Consider the following 16,901-nt stretch of genomic DNA (forward strand, 5'->3'; position numbering starts at 1 on the left):
TTTTTTCAGGTTTCGCTTTTCGCTTTCAAATTACAGTTGGTAAGCGGGTATTAAGCCCTGCATTTCGGTTTTATGTTATTCTGGTTTTGACCGGTTTAGGATGATGTAAATCAAAGCGACTTTATGATTCGGGTCATAAGGTTAGGCGTTTTGGCAAACCTAACTTGAGCCAAAATTAAAGCGACTTCAACTGCAAACTAAATACAAATGCCTATGAAAAATGTAATTCTTCTGTTTATCGCCCTGGTGATGTTGGCTGCTTGTGCACCCGACAAACCTAAATTGGAAACTGCCGAGAAAAGCAAAAGTGCCGTGGCAGAAGTTGTTGACCCAACCAAAGGTATTGGTCAGGTAAAAAATGTCACGCTACACAACCCGTTAGATCAGGAAAGGGTACAACGAGGCCTGGACATTTATGAAATGAAATGTTCAGCCTGCCATAAGCTGGATGATCAACGTGTGGTTGGCCCAGGCTTTAAGGACGTAACCAAACGCAGAAAACCAGAATGGATCATGAACATGATTACCAATGTGGATGTGATGCTGGACCAGGATGAGGAGGCACAGAAATTACTCGAACTCTGCTTAACCCGCATGCCTAACCAAAATGTTTCGATCGGTGATGCCCGCGATGTACTGGAGTTTATGCGGAAAAACGATGGCGAACAATAGCAACTAAAACCCAAACTTATATGAAACATTTATTTATATACATTCCCATGCTGTGGCTGATGGCTTGCGGACAACCAGCATCCGACAGCAGCACGGCAACAGCCGCTGCCCCGGCAGGCGGTGGTCAATCCACGGTTAAGGATGAAACCTCCAAACCGGATGTGGTACGCATCGCGGTAAACTCCAATGTTCATAAAACATTGGTGGCAGCACTGCAGGCTGCGGAATACGTTGATGCCTTGTCGAACGCGGGGCCTTTTACTGTATTTGCCCCAACCGATGATGCATTTGCTAAACTGCCTGCCGGTACGGTTGAAAACCTGGTGAAGCCGGAGAACAAAGCAACACTTCAACACATCTTAGAGTATCACGTTTATGTTGGCAACATACGCGAAGAGCAGATACGTGATGGCATGACCCTGAATCAGGTCAACCTGGAAAATGTCATTTTAAATGTTTCACCGGATGGAAAAATCACAATTAATGGCGCCAATGTAATTGGTTCTGTAAGTGCATCGAACGGAACAGTATATGTTATTGATGCGGTACTGCTTCCACCTGATAAAAAATAACCTGTAACTAATTTAAAATCCTGTAATGCTATGAAAATAATGAACCGAATTGTTCTTTCACTTGGTTTGCTTTCCATGCTCTATATCGTGGAAAGTTGTAAACCAAAAGGCCCGGGTGCTGTTACCACGGGCGATGCTGCATCAAAAGTTTATGTGGCCCCCGGGCAATATGATGAATTTTACAACTTTGTTTCAGGGGGATTCAATGGCCAAATGGCGGTGTATGGTTTGCCCTCCGGCAGATTGTTCAGAAATATTCCTGTATTTTCCGTTAACCCCGAAAGTGGCTATGGCTATAGCGAAGAAACAAAGGCGATGTTAAATACTTCGCATGGTTTTGTTCCGTGGGATGACCTACACCACCCGGCCCTTTCAACTACCAAAGGCGAACATGACGGCCGTTGGTTGTTTGGCAATGCCAACAACACACCCAGGGTTGGTAGAATTGACTTAACCACATTCCGCACCGTTGAAATTATTGAGATACCGAATAGTGGAGGAAACCACTCATCTCCTTTCATTACTGAAAATACTGAATATGTTGTTGCCGGTACACGCTTTAGCGTTCCGCTAGGGGAAAACCGCGATGTACCCATCAGTTCTTACAAAGAAAACTTCAAAGGCTCTATCAGCTTCATTAAAGTTAATCCCGAAACCGGTCGCATGAACATTGAGTTTCAGTTACGCACCCCGGGCTTCAACTACGATTTGAGCCGTGCCGGCAAGGGTCCGTCACACGGTTGGTTCTTCTTCTCGTGCTACAATACCGAACAGGCCTATACATTATTGGAAGTAAATGCTTCCCGTAATGATAAAGATTTTATTATGGCCGTAAACTGGAAGAAAGCTGAGGAATATTTAGCCCAGGGAAAGGGTAAGAAAGAAAAAGTCAGATATGCCCATAATGTTTATGATGAAAAAACACACACAGCAACCAGCAACATTATAGAAGAAGTAACTGTGTTGGATGTTATGGAATTGCCTGATGTGGTTTATTTCATTCCGTGTCCGAAATCGCCACACGGTTGCGATGTTGATCCAAGCGGTGAATACATTGTAGGTAGCGGAAAACTTGCCGCTGTTATGCCGGTATTCTCTTTCGGGAAAATCCAAACGGCTATTACCAATAAAGATTATGAGGGTGATTTTGGTGGTATTCCGGTAATCAAATATGAGTCGGCATTACATGGTGAAGTGAAGAAACCTGGCCTTGGCCCCTTGCACACCGAATTTGATGCAAACGGAAATGCCTATACATCCTTCTTTGTTTCTTCAGAGATTGTTAAGTGGAATGTAAAAACATTGGAAGTACTTGACCGTGTTCCTACCTATTACTCTATTGGTCACTTATGTGTACCAGGCGGCCCAACAGCTAAACCCCATGGTAAATATGTAATTGCCTATAACAAAATCACTAAAGATCGTTATTTACCCACTGGCCCTGAACTAACACAAAGCGCTCAGTTGTACTCAATTGATGGTGATAAGATGCAATTATTGCTTGACTTCCCTACCATCGGTGAGCCACACTATGCCGAAGCGTTGCCGGCAAGTTTGATTAAAGATAAATCCGTGAAGATCTATCCGATTGAACACAATGAACATCCGTATGCCGCCAAAGGTGAAAAAATGGCGCGCGTTGAACGCAAAGGAAATGATGTTCATGTGTATATGACAGCCATACGCTCGCACCTTACACCCGATAACATTGAAGGTATACGGGTGGGTGATAATGTTTATTTCCATGTAACCAACCTTGAACAAGATTGGGACGTTCCGCATGGCTTTGCCGTAAAAGGGGCAACAAATGCTGAGATACTGATTATGCCGGGTGAAACACAAACCCTGTTATGGAAGCCACTAAAGGCAGGTGTGTTCCCGTTCTACTGTACCGACTTTTGTTCGGCATTGCACCAGGAGATGCAAGGCTATGCCCGTGTATCACCTGCAGGCTCAAACACACCACTGAAGTTTTCAACCGGGGATACAGGTGGTCAGAAATAGTGGCACTGACCGGCTTGTGTTTTCATAGTTTGCAGGTTGAAAAAAGCGCCCCGATCCTGGTGCTGTGCTAATGGAATCGGGATGGGGCGCTTACCAAAACTGAAAAAAATGAAAAAATTAAAAACATCAACCCGCATCATCATCGCGGTGGCTTCACTGGCCATGCTTAGTGCACTGTATGTGCCGCTGTGGCAAATACTCATGTGGGCACCACAATATCCGGAAGGGTTGGAGATGAAAATCTGGATTGACGATATTACCGGTGACGTAAAAATCATCAGCGCATTGAACCACTACATCGGCATGAAGCATATTGAAGTAAGCATGTTCCCGGAGTTTGTGTACATGAAGTATATTGTAATGGCCTTGATGGGTATAGGTTTGTTAACAGCACTGATAGGGAGAAGGATTGTACTGGTATTTTTTGCTTTATTGATTGTAGCAACCGGAGTTCTTGCCCTTGTTGATTTTTATATGTGGGGTTATGATTATGGCCACAACCTTGATCCTACGGCACCTATAGTTGTGCCAGGTATGTCGTATCAGCCTCCATTAATTGGTACTAAGCAACTGTTAAACTTCACGGCCTTTTCCGGACCAGATATCGGCAGTTGGATTTTTGTAGTTATTGGTGTAACAATATTTGTCGTATTAGGTCTCGAAATATTTAAATATGGAAAAGCTAAAGGATAACCTGATTCAAATTTTTCTCTTACTTACTTTTATAGCCTTGGGGGCTGCGTGTAGCGTTAAACCCGAACCTATCGTTTACGGAAAGGATAATTGTCATTTGTGCAAGATGACGATAATGGATAAGCATTTTGGCGCTGAAGTAGTAACCACAAAAGGTAAAATCTATAAATTCGATGATGTGAATTGCATGATCAATTTTTTGAATTCGGGCTACCTGGAAGAACGCGATGTGGCCCATAAACTGGTAATTGATTTTTCGCAACCTGAAAAATTGATCGATGCACCGTTGGCTTTTTTTATCAGATCACCTGAAATAAGAACCCCCATGGCCAGCCAGGTAGCTTCTTTTGAAACGAATGAATCTAAAAATGAATACAACCAGCAATGGAAAGGTATTTACCTGACGTGGGGCGAACTAACAACACAGTTTAAATAGCGCCTGCAGGTTTAGTATTGTCGCCACGCAATATGAAATATACGCTGCTTCATATCACCCTTATTGTTACCCTTGGTTGGACGTATGCCCAACCTTCAAGGTTAACTGTCCAGCCTAATGGAAAAATAGCCACCATTACACAAGCTATTGCGTTAGCCGATGCAGGGGATACTATTTTGGTTAAGCCAGGTACGTATCGCGAAGGGAATATACTTATCAATAAATCGCTGGTATTGATTGGGGAGAGCAAGCCAGTGCTGGACGCTGAGTTCCGGCACGAAGTCATCACGGTGAAAGCGCGGCACGTTACCATCAGTGGTTTTAAAATTATTAATAGCCGTGTGGCAAGCATGCACGATCCGGCTGGTATAGGTGCGGTCGAGGCTGATTTTCTGGTAGTTAGAAACAATGAACTAGTTGGTACTTACTTTGGTATTCATGTTTCTAACTCGAATCATATTAAAGTTGTTGACAATGCCTTACGGGCAATCGTAAGAAGCGATCATGAAACCGGAAACGGCATTCATTTATGGCAATGCTCCAATGCAGTTATTAAGAATAACTTTATCCATGGCCATCGCGATGGAATATATTTTGAGTTTGTAACAAACTCAGTAATTGATGGAAATGTAAGTGAAGGTAATTTACGCTATGGCCTGCACTTTATGTTTTCAAACGATGACGACTACACCAACAACACGTTCAAAGATAATGGAGCAGGGGTAGCCGTTATGTACACAAAGAATGTAAAAATGGTGAATAACCGCTTTGAGAAAAACTGGGGAACATCGGCATACGGTTTATTGCTCAAAGACATTCGCGATAGCTTTGTTGAAAACAATTTATTCGACCAGAATACGATTGGTATTTATATGGAAGGCACCAGCCGTACCAGTTTTAAGAATAATGTTTTCTCAAAAAACGGCTGGGCCATAAAGCTACAGGCGAGTTGCGATGATAATGTTTTCTCTGAAAACAACTTTCAATCGAATACATTTGATATGGTTACCAATGGAACGATGGTGCTCAATACGATCAGCCATAACTATTGGGACAAATACCAGGGCTATGATTTAAATCGTGATGGAATCGGAGATGTACCCTTTCGTCCGGTAAACTTGTATGCCATGATCGTTGAACGAATACCAACAGCCGTATTGTTGTGGCGTAGCTTTTTGGTTTTCCTGCTCGACCGGGCCGAACGCATTATGCCGGCCGTAACACCTGAAAATTTAAAAGATGACTTTCCACGAATGAAACCCTATGATTTCAATCTATAAATTATCTAAGCAATTTGGTAAGCTTTGCGCGCTTAATGAGGTAAGTCTGGATTTTACGTTGGGTAAATCATATGCCCTCATCGGGCCCAATGGATCAGGAAAGACAACGTTGATTAAAAGCGTATTGGGAATGGTAGTACCCACCACAGGTAAAATTGAAGTTGATGGTGCGAACATCCATAACAGTTGGTTGTACCGTGAGAAGATTGGGTATATGCCGCAAATTGGTCACTACCCGGAGAACATGCGCATCGGCCAGTTATTTGATATGGTGCGTAACATCCGAAAAAATCCACTGTTACTGGACGAAGAGCTAATGGAAGCTTTTGCTTTAACGGCTATACAGGATAAGCGCATGCATACCCTTTCTGGTGGAACACGCCAGAAGGTGAGCGCGGCACTGGCCTTTTTATTCAACCCACCGATTTTGATTTTGGATGAGCCCACGGCAGGATTAGATCCGGTTTCAGTGGAGATCTTGAAAGATAAAATCCAACAGGAAAAGGAAAAAGGTAAGCTGTTGATTATTACCTCCCATATTATGAACGACCTGGATGAACTGGCAACCGAAGTAGTATACCTGCATGAAGGCAATGTGCGCTACAACAATTCTATTGCTGACTTGAAGGATATTACCGGTGAAGCACGCCTGGGTAAAGCCATAGCACAAATGATCCGTAGCTTGGAAAAAAAAAGAATACCTGAAGCAATAAATTTGAAATGATAGAAATTCCAACAACCAACAACTATTAACGAACAACGAAAATGCCCCGAATAATCAAATACGTTTTCTACGATATCCTCCGAACAAGATTCATTCTGCTGTATACGATGTTTCTTCTCTTAAGCACCTTCGCCATGTTTCAACTGGACACGGATAGTTCGAAGGTAATTTTGAGTTTAATGAATGTGGTACTCATGGTGGTTCCGTTGGTAAGTGTGGTGTTTACAACCATTCATTTCTACAATTCCTATGAGTTTATCGAACTGATGCTGGCTCAGCCTGTGAACAGACCGGTAATTTTTCTGGGTGAATATTTTGCGGTAGCCTTGTCGCTATGTTTTGCGTTTACGGCAGGTGTAGGCATACCCATGGTTATGTATGGAGCAGGTATTCAGGGATTTACATTACTATATTCCGGTTTAATGCTCACACTGGTTTTTGTTTCGCTGGCGTTCCTATCCTCCGTACTTACACGTGATAAGGCGAAAGCCATTGGGGTAGCGCTGTTATTCTGGTTTTATTTTTCATTGATCTACGATGGGCTATTAATGTGGATTATCTATTCCTACAGTGATTATCCGTTGGAGAAAGTTACGCTTGCCCTGGTGTCACTTAACCCGGTAGACCTGGCCAGGATTTTAATGCTATTGCAACTGGATATCTCTGCGCTGATGGGGTATACCGGTGCCTTCTACAAAGATTTCTTCGGCAGTTCGCTAGGTGTGATTTTTTCTACAAGTGTATTAGCTATCTGGATTATACTTCCAGTGGTAGTTGCCCTTCATATTTTTAAGCGCAAAGATCTCTAACATGAAATGGCTGGTTCTTCTCCATGTGCTCGGGGCTTGTGTGTGGGCAGGCGGGCATTTGGTGCTGTCACTTGGTTTTTTGCCTCAAGCGTTGAAGCATCGAGACCTTTCCATTATTCAAAATTTTGAAAAACATTACGAGCGTGTAGGCATTCCGGCTTTGCTTATTCAAGTGATAACAGGTGTGTGGATGGCGTTAATCTATGTTCCGGTTAGTTGTTGGCTTACACTGGCCTCACCGCATCATGTATATTTATGGACAAAATTTGCTTTACTGGCAGGCACATTAGTGTTGGCGGTTCATGCCCGGTTTTTTATTATCCCAAAACTAACGGTTGAGAAATTGCCGCAACTCGCTTTTCACATTGTACTGGTTACTGTCCTTGCTGTTTCCTTTGTATTAGTCGGATTAAGCTTTAGGTTTGTTTATTTTTAAAGCATGACTCGCCACTGTATTCTCATCATCACAGCACTACTTTCTTCATGCACGGCAAAAGAAGAAAAGTCTAGCATTCTGCCATTTGCTTCACCTGGGCAATCACCTTCTTCAGAACCCTATCTTTTTACCGCTCCATCCGGTAAGGTTTTTCTTTCGTGGATTGAACAACAGGATTCCATTAACTTTTTGAAGATGGCTGCATGGGAAGGTGAAGGCTGGTCTGAGCCACGCCTTATCACTTCGGGCACCAACTGGTTTGTGAACTGGGCCGACTACCCCATGGCTATTTCCAATGATCAGGAAAAATTTATTGCGCATTATCTTGAAAAATCCGCTGACGGAACATTTACATACGATGTAAAAGTCGCCACATCTCATGATGGAATAACATGGTCAACACCATTTACGCTTCATGATGACGGAAAGGAAGCAGAGCATGGTTTTGTTTCGTGGGTTCCTTACGGAGAAAACTTTTTTGTTTCCTGGCTTGATGGCCGTAATACAGTTAGTGATGATACCACCAACCACTCTGATCATGGTCATCATGGCGAGATGAGTCTTCGTGCTGCCGTTTTAAATACTGAAGGAATGAAAATTGAAGAATGGGAACTGGATACACGCACCTGTGATTGCTGCCAGACAACTTCTACGATAACAACCAACGGCCCTGTAGTGATCTATCGTGATCGGTCGGATGAAGAAGTTCGCGATATTTCCATTGTTAGATTGGTTAACAATCAATGGACAAAACCAAAGGCAATCTATCAGGATAATTGGGAAATCAAAGGTTGCCCGGTAAATGGTCCTCGCTGTGAAGCTATTGGGAATACTTTAGCGATCGCCTGGTTCACTATGGCAAATAATGATCCTGCGGTGAAGGTTGTTTTTTCAACTGATGGTGGCGAAACTTTCAGTGCACCAATTCGAATTGATGATGGCGAAGCCATTGGCAGGGTGGATTTGGTGATGCTGGATGAAAATACCGCAATGGTAAGCTGGATGGAAGGTTCGCAAATCAAGATTTTACAGGTAAATAAAAATGGATCAAAAGGAAAATCTATGATTGTGGCTTCTTCGTCACAAGCTCGTGCCAGCGGCTTTCCGCAGCTCACCAAAACAAAAGATGGCGCCATGATGGCGTGGACGGACTCGGAATCCAGAAGTATTAAAACAGCCTTGATCAAATGGTGAATACTACACGTCACGATATTTCAAACCACAATGATGTAAAAGTGCTGGTGGATCAATTTTATGCAAAGGTTAATGCTGACCCACTGTTGGCCCCGGTATTTGCTCATGTAGACTGGCCGCACCATCTACCCATTATGTACAACTTTTGGTCATCGGTATTGTTGGGGGATAGGTCGTATAGTGGAAACCCGTTGGCTAAACACATGAACTTAAAAATAGGGATGGAGCATTTCACACGATGGCTGGAATTGTTCACGGTGACCGTAGATGAGCACTTTGAAGGCTTCAACGCCAATGAAGCGAAGAACCGTGCCCGAACGGTGGCTGATTTGTTTCAGTTTAAGATGGGGTTGTTAGAAAAATAGAAGCTATCTCCTGGCCGAATTTGATTACCATTATTTTTTCTAGAGCGAAATTACCTTGATCATCTTTTGGAACAGTAATGAATTTGGGATCGTGACTACTTCATTTGTCTCAGTTTCAATGATGGTAAAAAAGGCGCCAATGTCTTTTATCTTTCCGGTGAGTGGATAGTCCTTATCTAAGATACTGATGCTGTCACCTACTTTAGCCGGGTGACTCACAAATAACAAAATGCTGGCGGTCACATTCGAGAGCATTGACCATTGTGCGAACAGTGCAATGCCGAGAATGGCTATAAATGAAGACAGGAACAACACAAGTTCGTTCTGGTCAACCCCCCAAATAAAAAGCAATGTAACTGCAGCCGCCAGATACAGACCGATAGTTATTACTTTAAGGGTAAAAACAGTGCGGTCTTTTTGAAGGTGGTATCGGTTTCCAATCTTTTGAATGGCTCCTTTGATGAGAAAACTAAGAATAACCAACCCAACAAGTACTAATACGGTTTCAATGATTTTTAGATGAAAAGGTTCCATAAGAAGGTGATAGATGTGCGCAAAATAATCAAAATGGAGAATGGATTAGTCAGTCCCAAACAGGATTTGCTCGTTCTAAAATGCATGTTGATTACCTAGTAATTTCCAAAATGCACATGCGCAATTTTGACTTCTTCCTCTTCATCCCGGATGATGACAAAAGTACAGGGACCCTGCTGTACACTATCCCGGGGCATTTGCTGATCGCCAAACAACCATATACCATCTACCACGGCAGTGTTCCCATGCAACGTAATATTCATCTCATCAAGCCATAAAGCTTTGGCAGGAGTCTTTCCACCGGTAACAAATCCAAATCCTTCATGGTGGGGTTTGAGTTGTTCAAATCCTTTGATGAGCCCTTTTTTCTCGGATGAGAAATAGGTAAGGTCAGGTGAGTTCCAGAAAATGGCATCCAACTGATTGGTATCATAGCTGCTCCAAAGCTTAAGCCATTGCTGCATGAGCGATTCAACTTCTTGTTGCCTCAACTCAACATTTTGTCGGGCACAGGATAAAAGGGTAAGGAAAATTAGTAGTAAGGCAACACGGGATTTCATAAACTAAGAGATTTGCTTGTTTTTACTTATATGCTCAAGTTAATAGATGAAATGCTTATACGTTGGTTAGAGGCATGTTTAATAACCTGCAGTTGCTGTAAAGATAAAAGCTATACAGTTAATTTGTTGTATGGAATATTACCGGTATTGGTGTTGTGCACTTTCCAGTAAGGCAATGATTTCCTGCCGCTGCTGACTGAACCAATGAAGCGCATTCTTTTCCTTTTTGAAAATTCTGTAGTAGGCAAAGGTGCTTCGTGAATTACGAAGTCGTTTATAGTACCGAAGCACAAAAAACCCGCTTAAAGGCATGATCACTGTAAGCACCAACATGGTGATGATGCCGGGAGCAACCTGCCAGCCTAAAATGTACATGATAGCGTAATATATTGGAAAGGTAAAAATACCGGCTGTCATCATAATGGGTGCCCGGTATTCTTCATCGCTGGAAATCCATCGCGCGATTCTTGAAGGAATGATAAAAGGAATGTAGTTGAAGAGTAGACCCGTTATATAGACCGGAAAGCCGCTGATAAGGTACAATACATACCGGATGAGTTTACTCATACCAATTTTTTCCGATTTCTCGACCAGGTAATCGCTTACTTTAAATTCTTTTATGGTGGCAAAATAGCTATCGATTTTTTCTTTCACCTCACGCACTAGTTTAGGATCGGTATCCTGAAAATAATGCAAGGCCTTTACGATGTTTTGGGTCAGGTTTGTGTTCAGGTTTTTAAGCGTGCTGTCGATGCTTATTTGTTTCTTGTAGATCAGTTCAATTTTCCGCACCAGGTCATCCGCTTCTTTATCTTGCGTGATTACGATCAATTCAGCCAGTCGTTGTTGAATTTCCTGCGTGAGGGCATTTACGGCACCTACCGGATCGTGTTGATACTGTTGCTGATAATTTTTAACATCGAATGCTTTTCCAATGTTTATCTCTACCGATTCGCGGAAGCGGGTAGGGTTGGAATAATTCAACCCGATGGGAAGAAGTTTAAGCGGCAGTTTAAAGTCCTGTTGTTGTTCAACACCCAGGGCAATACGCGCGGTTCCTGTTTTTATGGGCCGTAATTTCCGCTCGTTAATGCTGTTGCCTTCCGGAAATACCAACAGGATACCGCCACCGGTCAGGAATTCGAAGCATTTTTGAAATGCTGATAAATTTTTTTCGTCACGGTTATCGGTAATATCCTGCTTGCGGTATACCGGTATGGTATTAAACTGATTCAATACCAAACGCGCAGCGGCTGTTTTAAAAATACTTCCATTGGCCAGAAAGTGGACCTGCCGTGGCAGGATAACCAGTGCTGCCAAAATGGGGTCCATAAATGTGTTTGGATGATTACCCATGACAATAAGCGGCTCGGTCTTGGGGATGTTTTCCCTGCCGTGAATGGTAATCTTCCTGAAAAATATTTTCAGGGCAATGCGGATGATGATGCTAAGGGTGAAGTATAGCATAAACCAAATTTATGCAAATAGCGCTATCCAGGCAGCTGTGATTTTAAAACAAAATCTTATGCCCCTGCAACTCAAGTTTCCCTTCCTTCTCCATGCGCTTGATGGTACGGATAACCGTCTCCACACGCAGGCTGGTCATGTCGGCCAGTTGCTGGCGGGTGTAGGGCATTACTATCTTGCCCGACTGGGCAACATTCATTTTTGATTTAAGGTATTTTAAAATGGTAAGGATGCGGTGCTCGGGATCATGCGATGAAATTTCGGTTAATATCATCGACTTGTACTGAAGCCGGTTGCACAATACATGATCGAGTTTCAGGTGTAACTCGAAATTGTTTTTTAGTAATTCCAGAAAATCTTTTTTTGGCAAACGCCACACTTTTCCTGCAGTTAGGGCTATGGCTGTGCTGGGGTAAAGGAAATCGCCCAGCAGAGGAGGCTCCCCAAAGCTTTCGCCCGCATTGAAAATGCCTTGTGTAAATTCCTGGCCTTCGTGGTTGAGAATGTACATGCGCACCTGGCCTTCATCAACCTGAAAAAATTCATGCGCGGTATCGCCTTCCTCAAAAAGCACCTGGTCTTTCCGCATGCGCACGGAACGGGCGTTGTACTGCTCTAGTAATTTAATGGGTATCACGTGGCGATGATTGCTGAAAGTTAAGGATTGCAGCGCCTATTCTCAATTCTTTGCATTCAGATTATTCATTTAAAACGGTTGAAATATTTAACCTGACATAAATCATCCGTTGTTCTGATGACCGACAGGTCACCTCCCTTCTTTATGAAATAACTTCCTGCTGTTAAATATTACTGCCATGGCCAGGGAAAAGAAATCCACTTACATTAATACCGATGGGAACACTGCTGTTGCCAACATTGCCTATGCATTCAGCGAAGTTGCAGCCATCTATCCTATTACCCCTTCTTCCGATATGGGCGAACGAGCGGATGGGTGGTCGGCCGAGGGACGCAAAAATATTTTTGGTGAGCGTGTGGATGTAGTGCAGATGCAATCGGAGGCCGGTGCTGCCGGTGCCATTCATGGCGCGCTGTCGGGTGGAGCCATGGCCACAACATTTACTGCTTCGCAAGGGCTCATGCTTATGGTGCCCAACATGTTTAAGATTGCCGGTGAAATGATACCTACGGTATTTCATGTTTCAGCACGATCATTGGCCTGCCAGGCTTTATCCATTTTTGGCGATCATTCTGATGTGATGGCCACCCGCGGAACAGGTTTCGCTTTGCTGGCCTCCGGTAATGTGCAGGAAGCGCAGGATATGGCTGTGATCGCACACCTTTCGACTTTAGAAGCCCGGATTCCTTTCCTTCATTTCTTCGATGGTTTCCGTACATCGCACTCCATACAAAAAATAATTCCTATCGAATACAGCGAGTTGAAAGCCATGCTCGACATGAAGTATGTTGAAGCGTTTCGCAAGCTCGCTTTAAAGCCTGAAGCACCGGTGTGTAAAGTAGGCGCACAAAATCCGGATGTATATTTCCAGGGAAGGGAAACGGTTAACAAATATTATGATGCCTGCCCGGCAATTGTAAAGAAGTACATGGACTTGTTTGCCAAAAAAACAGGGCGGCAGTATAAGCTCTATGAATATGTAGGTGATCCGAAAGCAACAAAAATTCTTATTTCCATGGGATCATCGATTGAAACCATTGAGGAGACGATCAACTACCTGACCAAGAAAGGCGAAAAGGTGGGTGCAGTAAAAGTAAGATTGTACAGGCCTTTCGCGTTGGAAGATTTTCTGGAAGTAATACCCGCGAGTGTGAAGAAAATTGCTGTGCTCGACCGTACTAAAGAACCCGGATCGCTGGGTGAGCCACTTTTCTTAGACGTAGTAGCCGCACTTCGCACGCGACCAGAAATTCAAATCATTGGTGGCCGTTACGGTTTGTCATCCAAAGAGTTTACACCGTCAATGGTAAAAGGGGTATTCGATCATTTAGATAACAATGGCTGGCATGGATTTACGGTGGGCATCAACGATGATGTTACCCATAAATCAATTCCGGTAAAGGAAGAGATTGATACCGAGCAGGAAGGAATTGTTCGTTGTAAGTTCTGGGGTTATGGCTCTGACGGTACGGTAAGTGCCAATAAAAACGCTATTAAAATTATTGGTGAGAGTACCGATCTTTTTGTTCAAGGCTATTTCCAATACGATTCAAATAAATCAGGAGGCTATACGGTTTCACACCTGCGCTTTGGTAAGAATAAAATTCAATCGGAGTACTTGTTGAATAAGGTTGACTTCGTAGCACTGCACCGTCCGCAATACATTGGCCAGTACGATATCCTGGAAGGTATTACCGAAGGCGGAACCTTTTTGATCAACAGCAGTCAGAAACCCGAAAATATTTTCCGGTTGTTCACCCGCGACATGCAGGAAACCATCTGGAAGAAAAAAATAAAAGTTTTCGCTATTGATGCCTCCAAAATTGCCAAGAGTGTTGGCCTGGGCGGAAGAATAAATTCGGTTATGCAAACAGCGTTCTTCAAAGTTTCTGGTGTTGTGCCGGAGAAGGAGGCGATTGAACTTATTAAAGATCACATCGAAAAGCAATTCGCCCGCAAGGGAAAAGAAATAGTGGAGATGAACTGGAAAGCTATTGATGTTACCTGTGAAAATATTATTGAAGTGCCTATTCCGGCTGAAGCTGAAAAGTTTGCTGAAATCAGTGAACTGATACCAGCCGGTTCAGATGATTATGCACGCCTGGTGATTGACCCGATTCTTCGACTAAAAGGTGATAGTATTCCGGTGTCGCGCATGCCGCTGAATGGCGCGGTGCCCACCGGTACCAAAAAACTCGAGTATCGCGGTGTGCCCGGCAACCCTGCCATTTGGATTGATAAACTTCCGTTTGTTCAGGAACCGTATATCGCGGAACCGTACATTGAATATCCTCCAAGCTGTTCCGGTTGTGGTGAGGTGCCTTACATCCATTTGGCCACGCAACTCTTTGGTGATCGGATGATCATCGCAAATGCAACTGGTTGTACTTCAATTTATGGCGGAACATTCCCCACTACACCTTATACTAAAGATAAAAAGGGAAGGGGTCCGGCCTGGGCCAACTCACTTTTTGAAGATAATGCCGAGTTTGGTTTTGGTATGCGCCTGGCGGTTGATGCAAATCGTAAACAACTGAAGACAAATGCAGAGGCATTATTGCCAAAGCTGACAAACAAGGAAGTAAAAGTAGCGCTTGAAAAAGCACTCGCGTTGTTTAATGAACACACCAATGAGGCAAAAGATCATGCCGATCAATTAAAAACATTGTTGGCACAGGAATTAAAATCAATCGCAAAAGAAGACAAGCCTTTGTTGGATAAGGTAATTGAACTGCAGGATTATTTTATAGATAAGAGTGTGTGGATTTTTGGTGGCGATGGCTGGGCCTACGACATCGGCTTTGGCGGACTTGATCATGTGATGGCGTCCAATAAAAATGTAAACATCCTGGTGCTGGATACTGAAGTTTATTCCAACACGGGTGGTCAGGCATCAAAAGCAACACCGCGAGGAGCCGTGGCCAAGTTTGCTTCCGATGGTAAAAAGATGGGTAAGAAAAACCTGGGCTTAATGATGACAACCTATGGCAACGCTTATGTGGCCGTTGTGAACATGGGTATGGACCGGGAGAAAACAGCGTTGGCTTTTGTAGAAGCAGAAAAACACAATGGTCCTTCCATCATTATTGCCTATTCACCATGCATTGCACATGGCTACGATATGAAGTTTGCGAAAAAGCAATCAGAAAAAGCCGTGAAGTGTGGTTACTGGCCGATGTACCGGTTCAATCCCGATTTACGTGCTGAAGGTCAGGATCCATTTAGCTGGGATGTACCTGCTACTGAAGATGTGGTAACCTTTAACGATTATCTGGAAGCAGAAATCCGGTACAAAACGCTCAACCTGTCCGATCCGGAAGAAGCTGAACGTTTAGCTGAATTGGCTAAGAAAGATAATACGCAACGCTTTCAGGATATCAAACATTTATCAGAACAAGTAACTCCTTAATCAAAATATTATGGCCGACTTAAAAACAAGATACTGCGGGTTAACATTGAAAAACCCAATCGTTGTTGGAGCCAGCAACCTGGTTACCGACCTGGATAACCTGGTGAAGCTTGAAAAAGCAGGAGCCGCTGCCATTGTGTATAAATCGTTATTTGAAGAACAGATTCAGCTTGAATCGCTGGATATGGAACAAACCCATGAAAAGTACAGCAACTGGGATGCAGAACATGAATCCTTTTTTCCAAAACTTAAGCATGGAGGTCCTTCTGAACATTTATTAAAGTTACGGCAAGCACGTAACGCCATCTCCATCCCGTTAATCGGAAGTTTGAATTGTGTGTATGAAGATACATGGGTAGAGTATGCGCAAAAGATGGCCGCAACAGGTATTGATGCCCTGGAGTTGAATTTTTATGCCAGCGAACTGGACTTTGAAGCTGACGGTGCGGCTATCGTGCAGAAACAATTGGAAACGTTACAGGCTGTTAAACACGCCATCCGCATACCGGTAATTGTAAAACTCAGTCCGTTTTATACCAATACCCTTTCGGTGATTTCAAAAATGGATAAGCTGGGTGCTTCGGGTTTTGTTTTGTTCAACAGATTATTTCAACCGGATATTGATATTGAAAAAGAGGGACATCATTTTCCATACAACTTCAGCAGCGAAAATGATAACCGCCTGGCGCTGCGCTTTGCAGGTTTGCTGTACAGTAAAATTGATGCCACCATCATTAACAACACCGGAATTTTTACAGGAGCTGATGTGGTGAAAATGCTGTTGGCCGGAGCCGATGCCGTGCAGGTGGTAAGTGCTATTTACAAGCGTGGTATCAGCCAGATTGAAACCATGCTGGATGATCTGGAAAAATGGATGGACAGAAAGGGATATGTATCGATTAATGATTTCAAAGGTGCCTTATCCAAAGAAAATATGATTGATCCGTTTGCCTACAAACGGGCTCAATATGTAGATATACTTATGCGGACGGAAGTTTTTATGCAATACCATCCAAAACACGGTGAATTGCATGACCCAAATGAGCATGTGGAATGAAATGTAAGCCTTGAGCCTGCCTGTCGGCAGACAGGACTGTCGAAGGCAAATT

Annotated in this window: 17 protein-coding genes; 13 read left to right on the forward strand and 4 right to left on the reverse strand. The window is 43.4% G+C overall.

All coding sequences use genetic code 11. The features are described 5' to 3' along the window. Nucleotides 1-213: 213 nt before the first annotated feature. From KIT51_06720 to KIT51_06770, 11 genes are all read left to right on the forward strand, one after another. Nucleotides 214-672 (forward strand): cytochrome c, encoded by a 459-nt coding sequence (locus tag KIT51_06720; GenBank protein UYN87938.1) that lies wholly within the window; start codon nucleotides 214-216, stop codon nucleotides 670-672. A gap of 20 nt (nucleotides 673-692) precedes the next feature. After that, complete coding sequence (locus KIT51_06725; GenBank protein ID UYN87939.1) at nucleotides 693-1,244, forward strand: fasciclin domain-containing protein; 552 nt, start codon at nucleotides 693-695, stop codon at nucleotides 1,242-1,244. Nucleotides 1,245-1,283: 39 nt separating this feature from the next. After that, the gene (gene nosZ / locus KIT51_06730) at nucleotides 1,284-3,248 is read left to right on the forward strand and encodes a Sec-dependent nitrous-oxide reductase (GenBank protein UYN87940.1); all 1,965 of its coding nucleotides are present in this window, start codon (nucleotides 1,284-1,286) and stop codon (nucleotides 3,246-3,248) included. 108 nt (nucleotides 3,249-3,356) lie between these two features. After that, nucleotides 3,357-3,941, forward strand: coding sequence for a hypothetical protein (locus KIT51_06735; protein UYN87941.1), 585 nt, complete (start codon nucleotides 3,357-3,359; stop codon nucleotides 3,939-3,941). Beyond that, the gene (locus KIT51_06740; protein UYN87942.1) at nucleotides 3,922-4,377 is read left to right on the forward strand and encodes a nitrous oxide reductase accessory protein NosL; all 456 of its coding nucleotides are present in this window, start codon (nucleotides 3,922-3,924) and stop codon (nucleotides 4,375-4,377) included. Before KIT51_06735 ends, KIT51_06740 begins: the two co-directional genes overlap by 20 nt. 32 nt (nucleotides 4,378-4,409) lie before the next feature. After that, a complete protein-coding gene (locus KIT51_06745) occupies nucleotides 4,410-5,657 on the forward strand; it encodes a nitrous oxide reductase family maturation protein NosD (GenBank protein ID UYN87943.1) in 1,248 nt (415 codons plus the stop codon). Beyond that, nucleotides 5,641-6,381, forward strand: coding sequence for an ABC transporter ATP-binding protein (locus KIT51_06750; GenBank protein UYN87944.1), 741 nt, complete (start codon nucleotides 5,641-5,643; stop codon nucleotides 6,379-6,381). The genes KIT51_06745 and KIT51_06750 overlap by 17 nt, the downstream gene beginning before the upstream one ends. 41 nt (nucleotides 6,382-6,422) lie before the next feature. Continuing rightward, nucleotides 6,423-7,190 (forward strand): ABC transporter permease subunit, encoded by a 768-nt coding sequence (locus tag KIT51_06755; GenBank protein ID UYN87945.1) that lies wholly within the window; start codon nucleotides 6,423-6,425, stop codon nucleotides 7,188-7,190. A gap of 1 nt (nucleotide 7,191) precedes the next feature. Continuing rightward, entirely contained in the window at nucleotides 7,192-7,626 is a 435-nt protein-coding gene (locus tag KIT51_06760) for a CopD family protein (protein UYN87946.1), read from the forward strand. Nucleotides 7,627-7,629: 3 nt separating this feature from the next. Continuing rightward, a complete protein-coding gene (locus KIT51_06765; GenBank protein ID UYN87947.1) occupies nucleotides 7,630-8,820 on the forward strand; it encodes an exo-alpha-sialidase in 1,191 nt (396 codons plus the stop codon). After that, nucleotides 8,814-9,185 (forward strand): group III truncated hemoglobin, encoded by a 372-nt coding sequence (locus KIT51_06770; GenBank protein ID UYN87948.1) that lies wholly within the window; start codon nucleotides 8,814-8,816, stop codon nucleotides 9,183-9,185. Before KIT51_06765 ends, KIT51_06770 begins: the two co-directional genes overlap by 7 nt. 39 nt (nucleotides 9,186-9,224) lie before the next feature. On the opposite strand, the gene KIT51_06775 is transcribed toward KIT51_06770, so the two are convergent. The 4 genes from KIT51_06775 to KIT51_06790 all read right to left on the reverse strand — a co-directional run bounded on the left by KIT51_06775 (nucleotide 9,225) and on the right by KIT51_06790 (nucleotide 12,383). Beyond that, on the reverse strand, nucleotides 9,225-9,719 hold the full coding sequence (locus tag KIT51_06775; protein UYN87949.1) for a mechanosensitive ion channel family protein: 495 nt from the start codon (nucleotides 9,717-9,719) through the stop codon (nucleotides 9,225-9,227). 95 nt (nucleotides 9,720-9,814) lie between these two features. Further along, nucleotides 9,815-10,279, reverse strand: coding sequence for a hypothetical protein (locus KIT51_06780; GenBank protein UYN87950.1), 465 nt, complete (start codon nucleotides 10,277-10,279; stop codon nucleotides 9,815-9,817). 138 nt (nucleotides 10,280-10,417) lie between these two features. Then, the gene (locus KIT51_06785) at nucleotides 10,418-11,746 is read right to left on the reverse strand and encodes a 1-acyl-sn-glycerol-3-phosphate acyltransferase (GenBank protein UYN87951.1); all 1,329 of its coding nucleotides are present in this window, start codon (nucleotides 11,744-11,746) and stop codon (nucleotides 10,418-10,420) included. A gap of 43 nt (nucleotides 11,747-11,789) precedes the next feature. Further along, on the reverse strand, nucleotides 11,790-12,383 hold the full coding sequence (locus KIT51_06790; GenBank protein UYN87952.1) for a Crp/Fnr family transcriptional regulator: 594 nt from the start codon (nucleotides 12,381-12,383) through the stop codon (nucleotides 11,790-11,792). A gap of 178 nt (nucleotides 12,384-12,561) precedes the next feature. On the opposite strand from KIT51_06790, the gene nifJ reads away from it, so the two are divergent. Both nifJ and KIT51_06800 read left to right on the forward strand, forming a co-directional pair. After that, nucleotides 12,562-15,792 (forward strand): pyruvate:ferredoxin (flavodoxin) oxidoreductase, encoded by a 3,231-nt coding sequence (nifJ, locus tag KIT51_06795; protein UYN87953.1) that lies wholly within the window; start codon nucleotides 12,562-12,564, stop codon nucleotides 15,790-15,792. Between the two features lie 10 nt (nucleotides 15,793-15,802). Beyond that, nucleotides 15,803-16,849, forward strand: a complete 1,047-nt coding sequence (locus KIT51_06800; protein ID UYN87954.1) for a dihydroorotate dehydrogenase-like protein — start codon at nucleotides 15,803-15,805, stop codon at nucleotides 16,847-16,849. The last annotated feature ends 52 nt before the right edge of the window (nucleotides 16,850-16,901 follow it).

It is taken from the genome of Cyclobacteriaceae bacterium, assembly GCA_025808415.1.
Classification (GTDB): domain Bacteria; phylum Bacteroidota; class Bacteroidia; order Cytophagales; family Cyclobacteriaceae; genus UBA2336.

Coding starts and splice junctions, on each gene's coding strand:
- nifJ (UYN87953.1), top strand. CDS start 12,562: ATGGCCAGGGAAAAGAAATCCACTTACATTAATACCGATGGGAACACT.
- KIT51_06755 (UYN87945.1), top strand. CDS start 6,423: ATGCCCCGAATAATCAAATACGTTTTCTACGATATCCTCCGAACAAGA.
- KIT51_06770 (UYN87948.1), top strand. CDS start 8,814: ATGGTGAATACTACACGTCACGATATTTCAAACCACAATGATGTAAAA.
- KIT51_06785 (UYN87951.1), bottom strand. CDS start 11,746: ATGCTATACTTCACCCTTAGCATCATCATCCGCATTGCCCTGAAAATA.
- KIT51_06760 (UYN87946.1), top strand. CDS start 7,192: ATGAAATGGCTGGTTCTTCTCCATGTGCTCGGGGCTTGTGTGTGGGCA.
- KIT51_06775 (UYN87949.1), bottom strand. CDS start 9,719: ATGGAACCTTTTCATCTAAAAATCATTGAAACCGTATTAGTACTTGTT.
- KIT51_06725 (UYN87939.1), top strand. CDS start 693: ATGAAACATTTATTTATATACATTCCCATGCTGTGGCTGATGGCTTGC.
- KIT51_06745 (UYN87943.1), top strand. CDS start 4,410: ATGAAATATACGCTGCTTCATATCACCCTTATTGTTACCCTTGGTTGG.
- nosZ (UYN87940.1), top strand. CDS start 1,284: ATGAACCGAATTGTTCTTTCACTTGGTTTGCTTTCCATGCTCTATATC.
- KIT51_06765 (UYN87947.1), top strand. CDS start 7,630: ATGACTCGCCACTGTATTCTCATCATCACAGCACTACTTTCTTCATGC.
- KIT51_06735 (UYN87941.1), top strand. CDS start 3,357: ATGAAAAAATTAAAAACATCAACCCGCATCATCATCGCGGTGGCTTCA.
- KIT51_06740 (UYN87942.1), top strand. CDS start 3,922: ATGGAAAAGCTAAAGGATAACCTGATTCAAATTTTTCTCTTACTTACT.
- KIT51_06750 (UYN87944.1), top strand. CDS start 5,641: ATGATTTCAATCTATAAATTATCTAAGCAATTTGGTAAGCTTTGCGCG.
- KIT51_06800 (UYN87954.1), top strand. CDS start 15,803: ATGGCCGACTTAAAAACAAGATACTGCGGGTTAACATTGAAAAACCCA.
- KIT51_06720 (UYN87938.1), top strand. CDS start 214: ATGAAAAATGTAATTCTTCTGTTTATCGCCCTGGTGATGTTGGCTGCT.
- KIT51_06780 (UYN87950.1), bottom strand. CDS start 10,279: ATGAAATCCCGTGTTGCCTTACTACTAATTTTCCTTACCCTTTTATCC.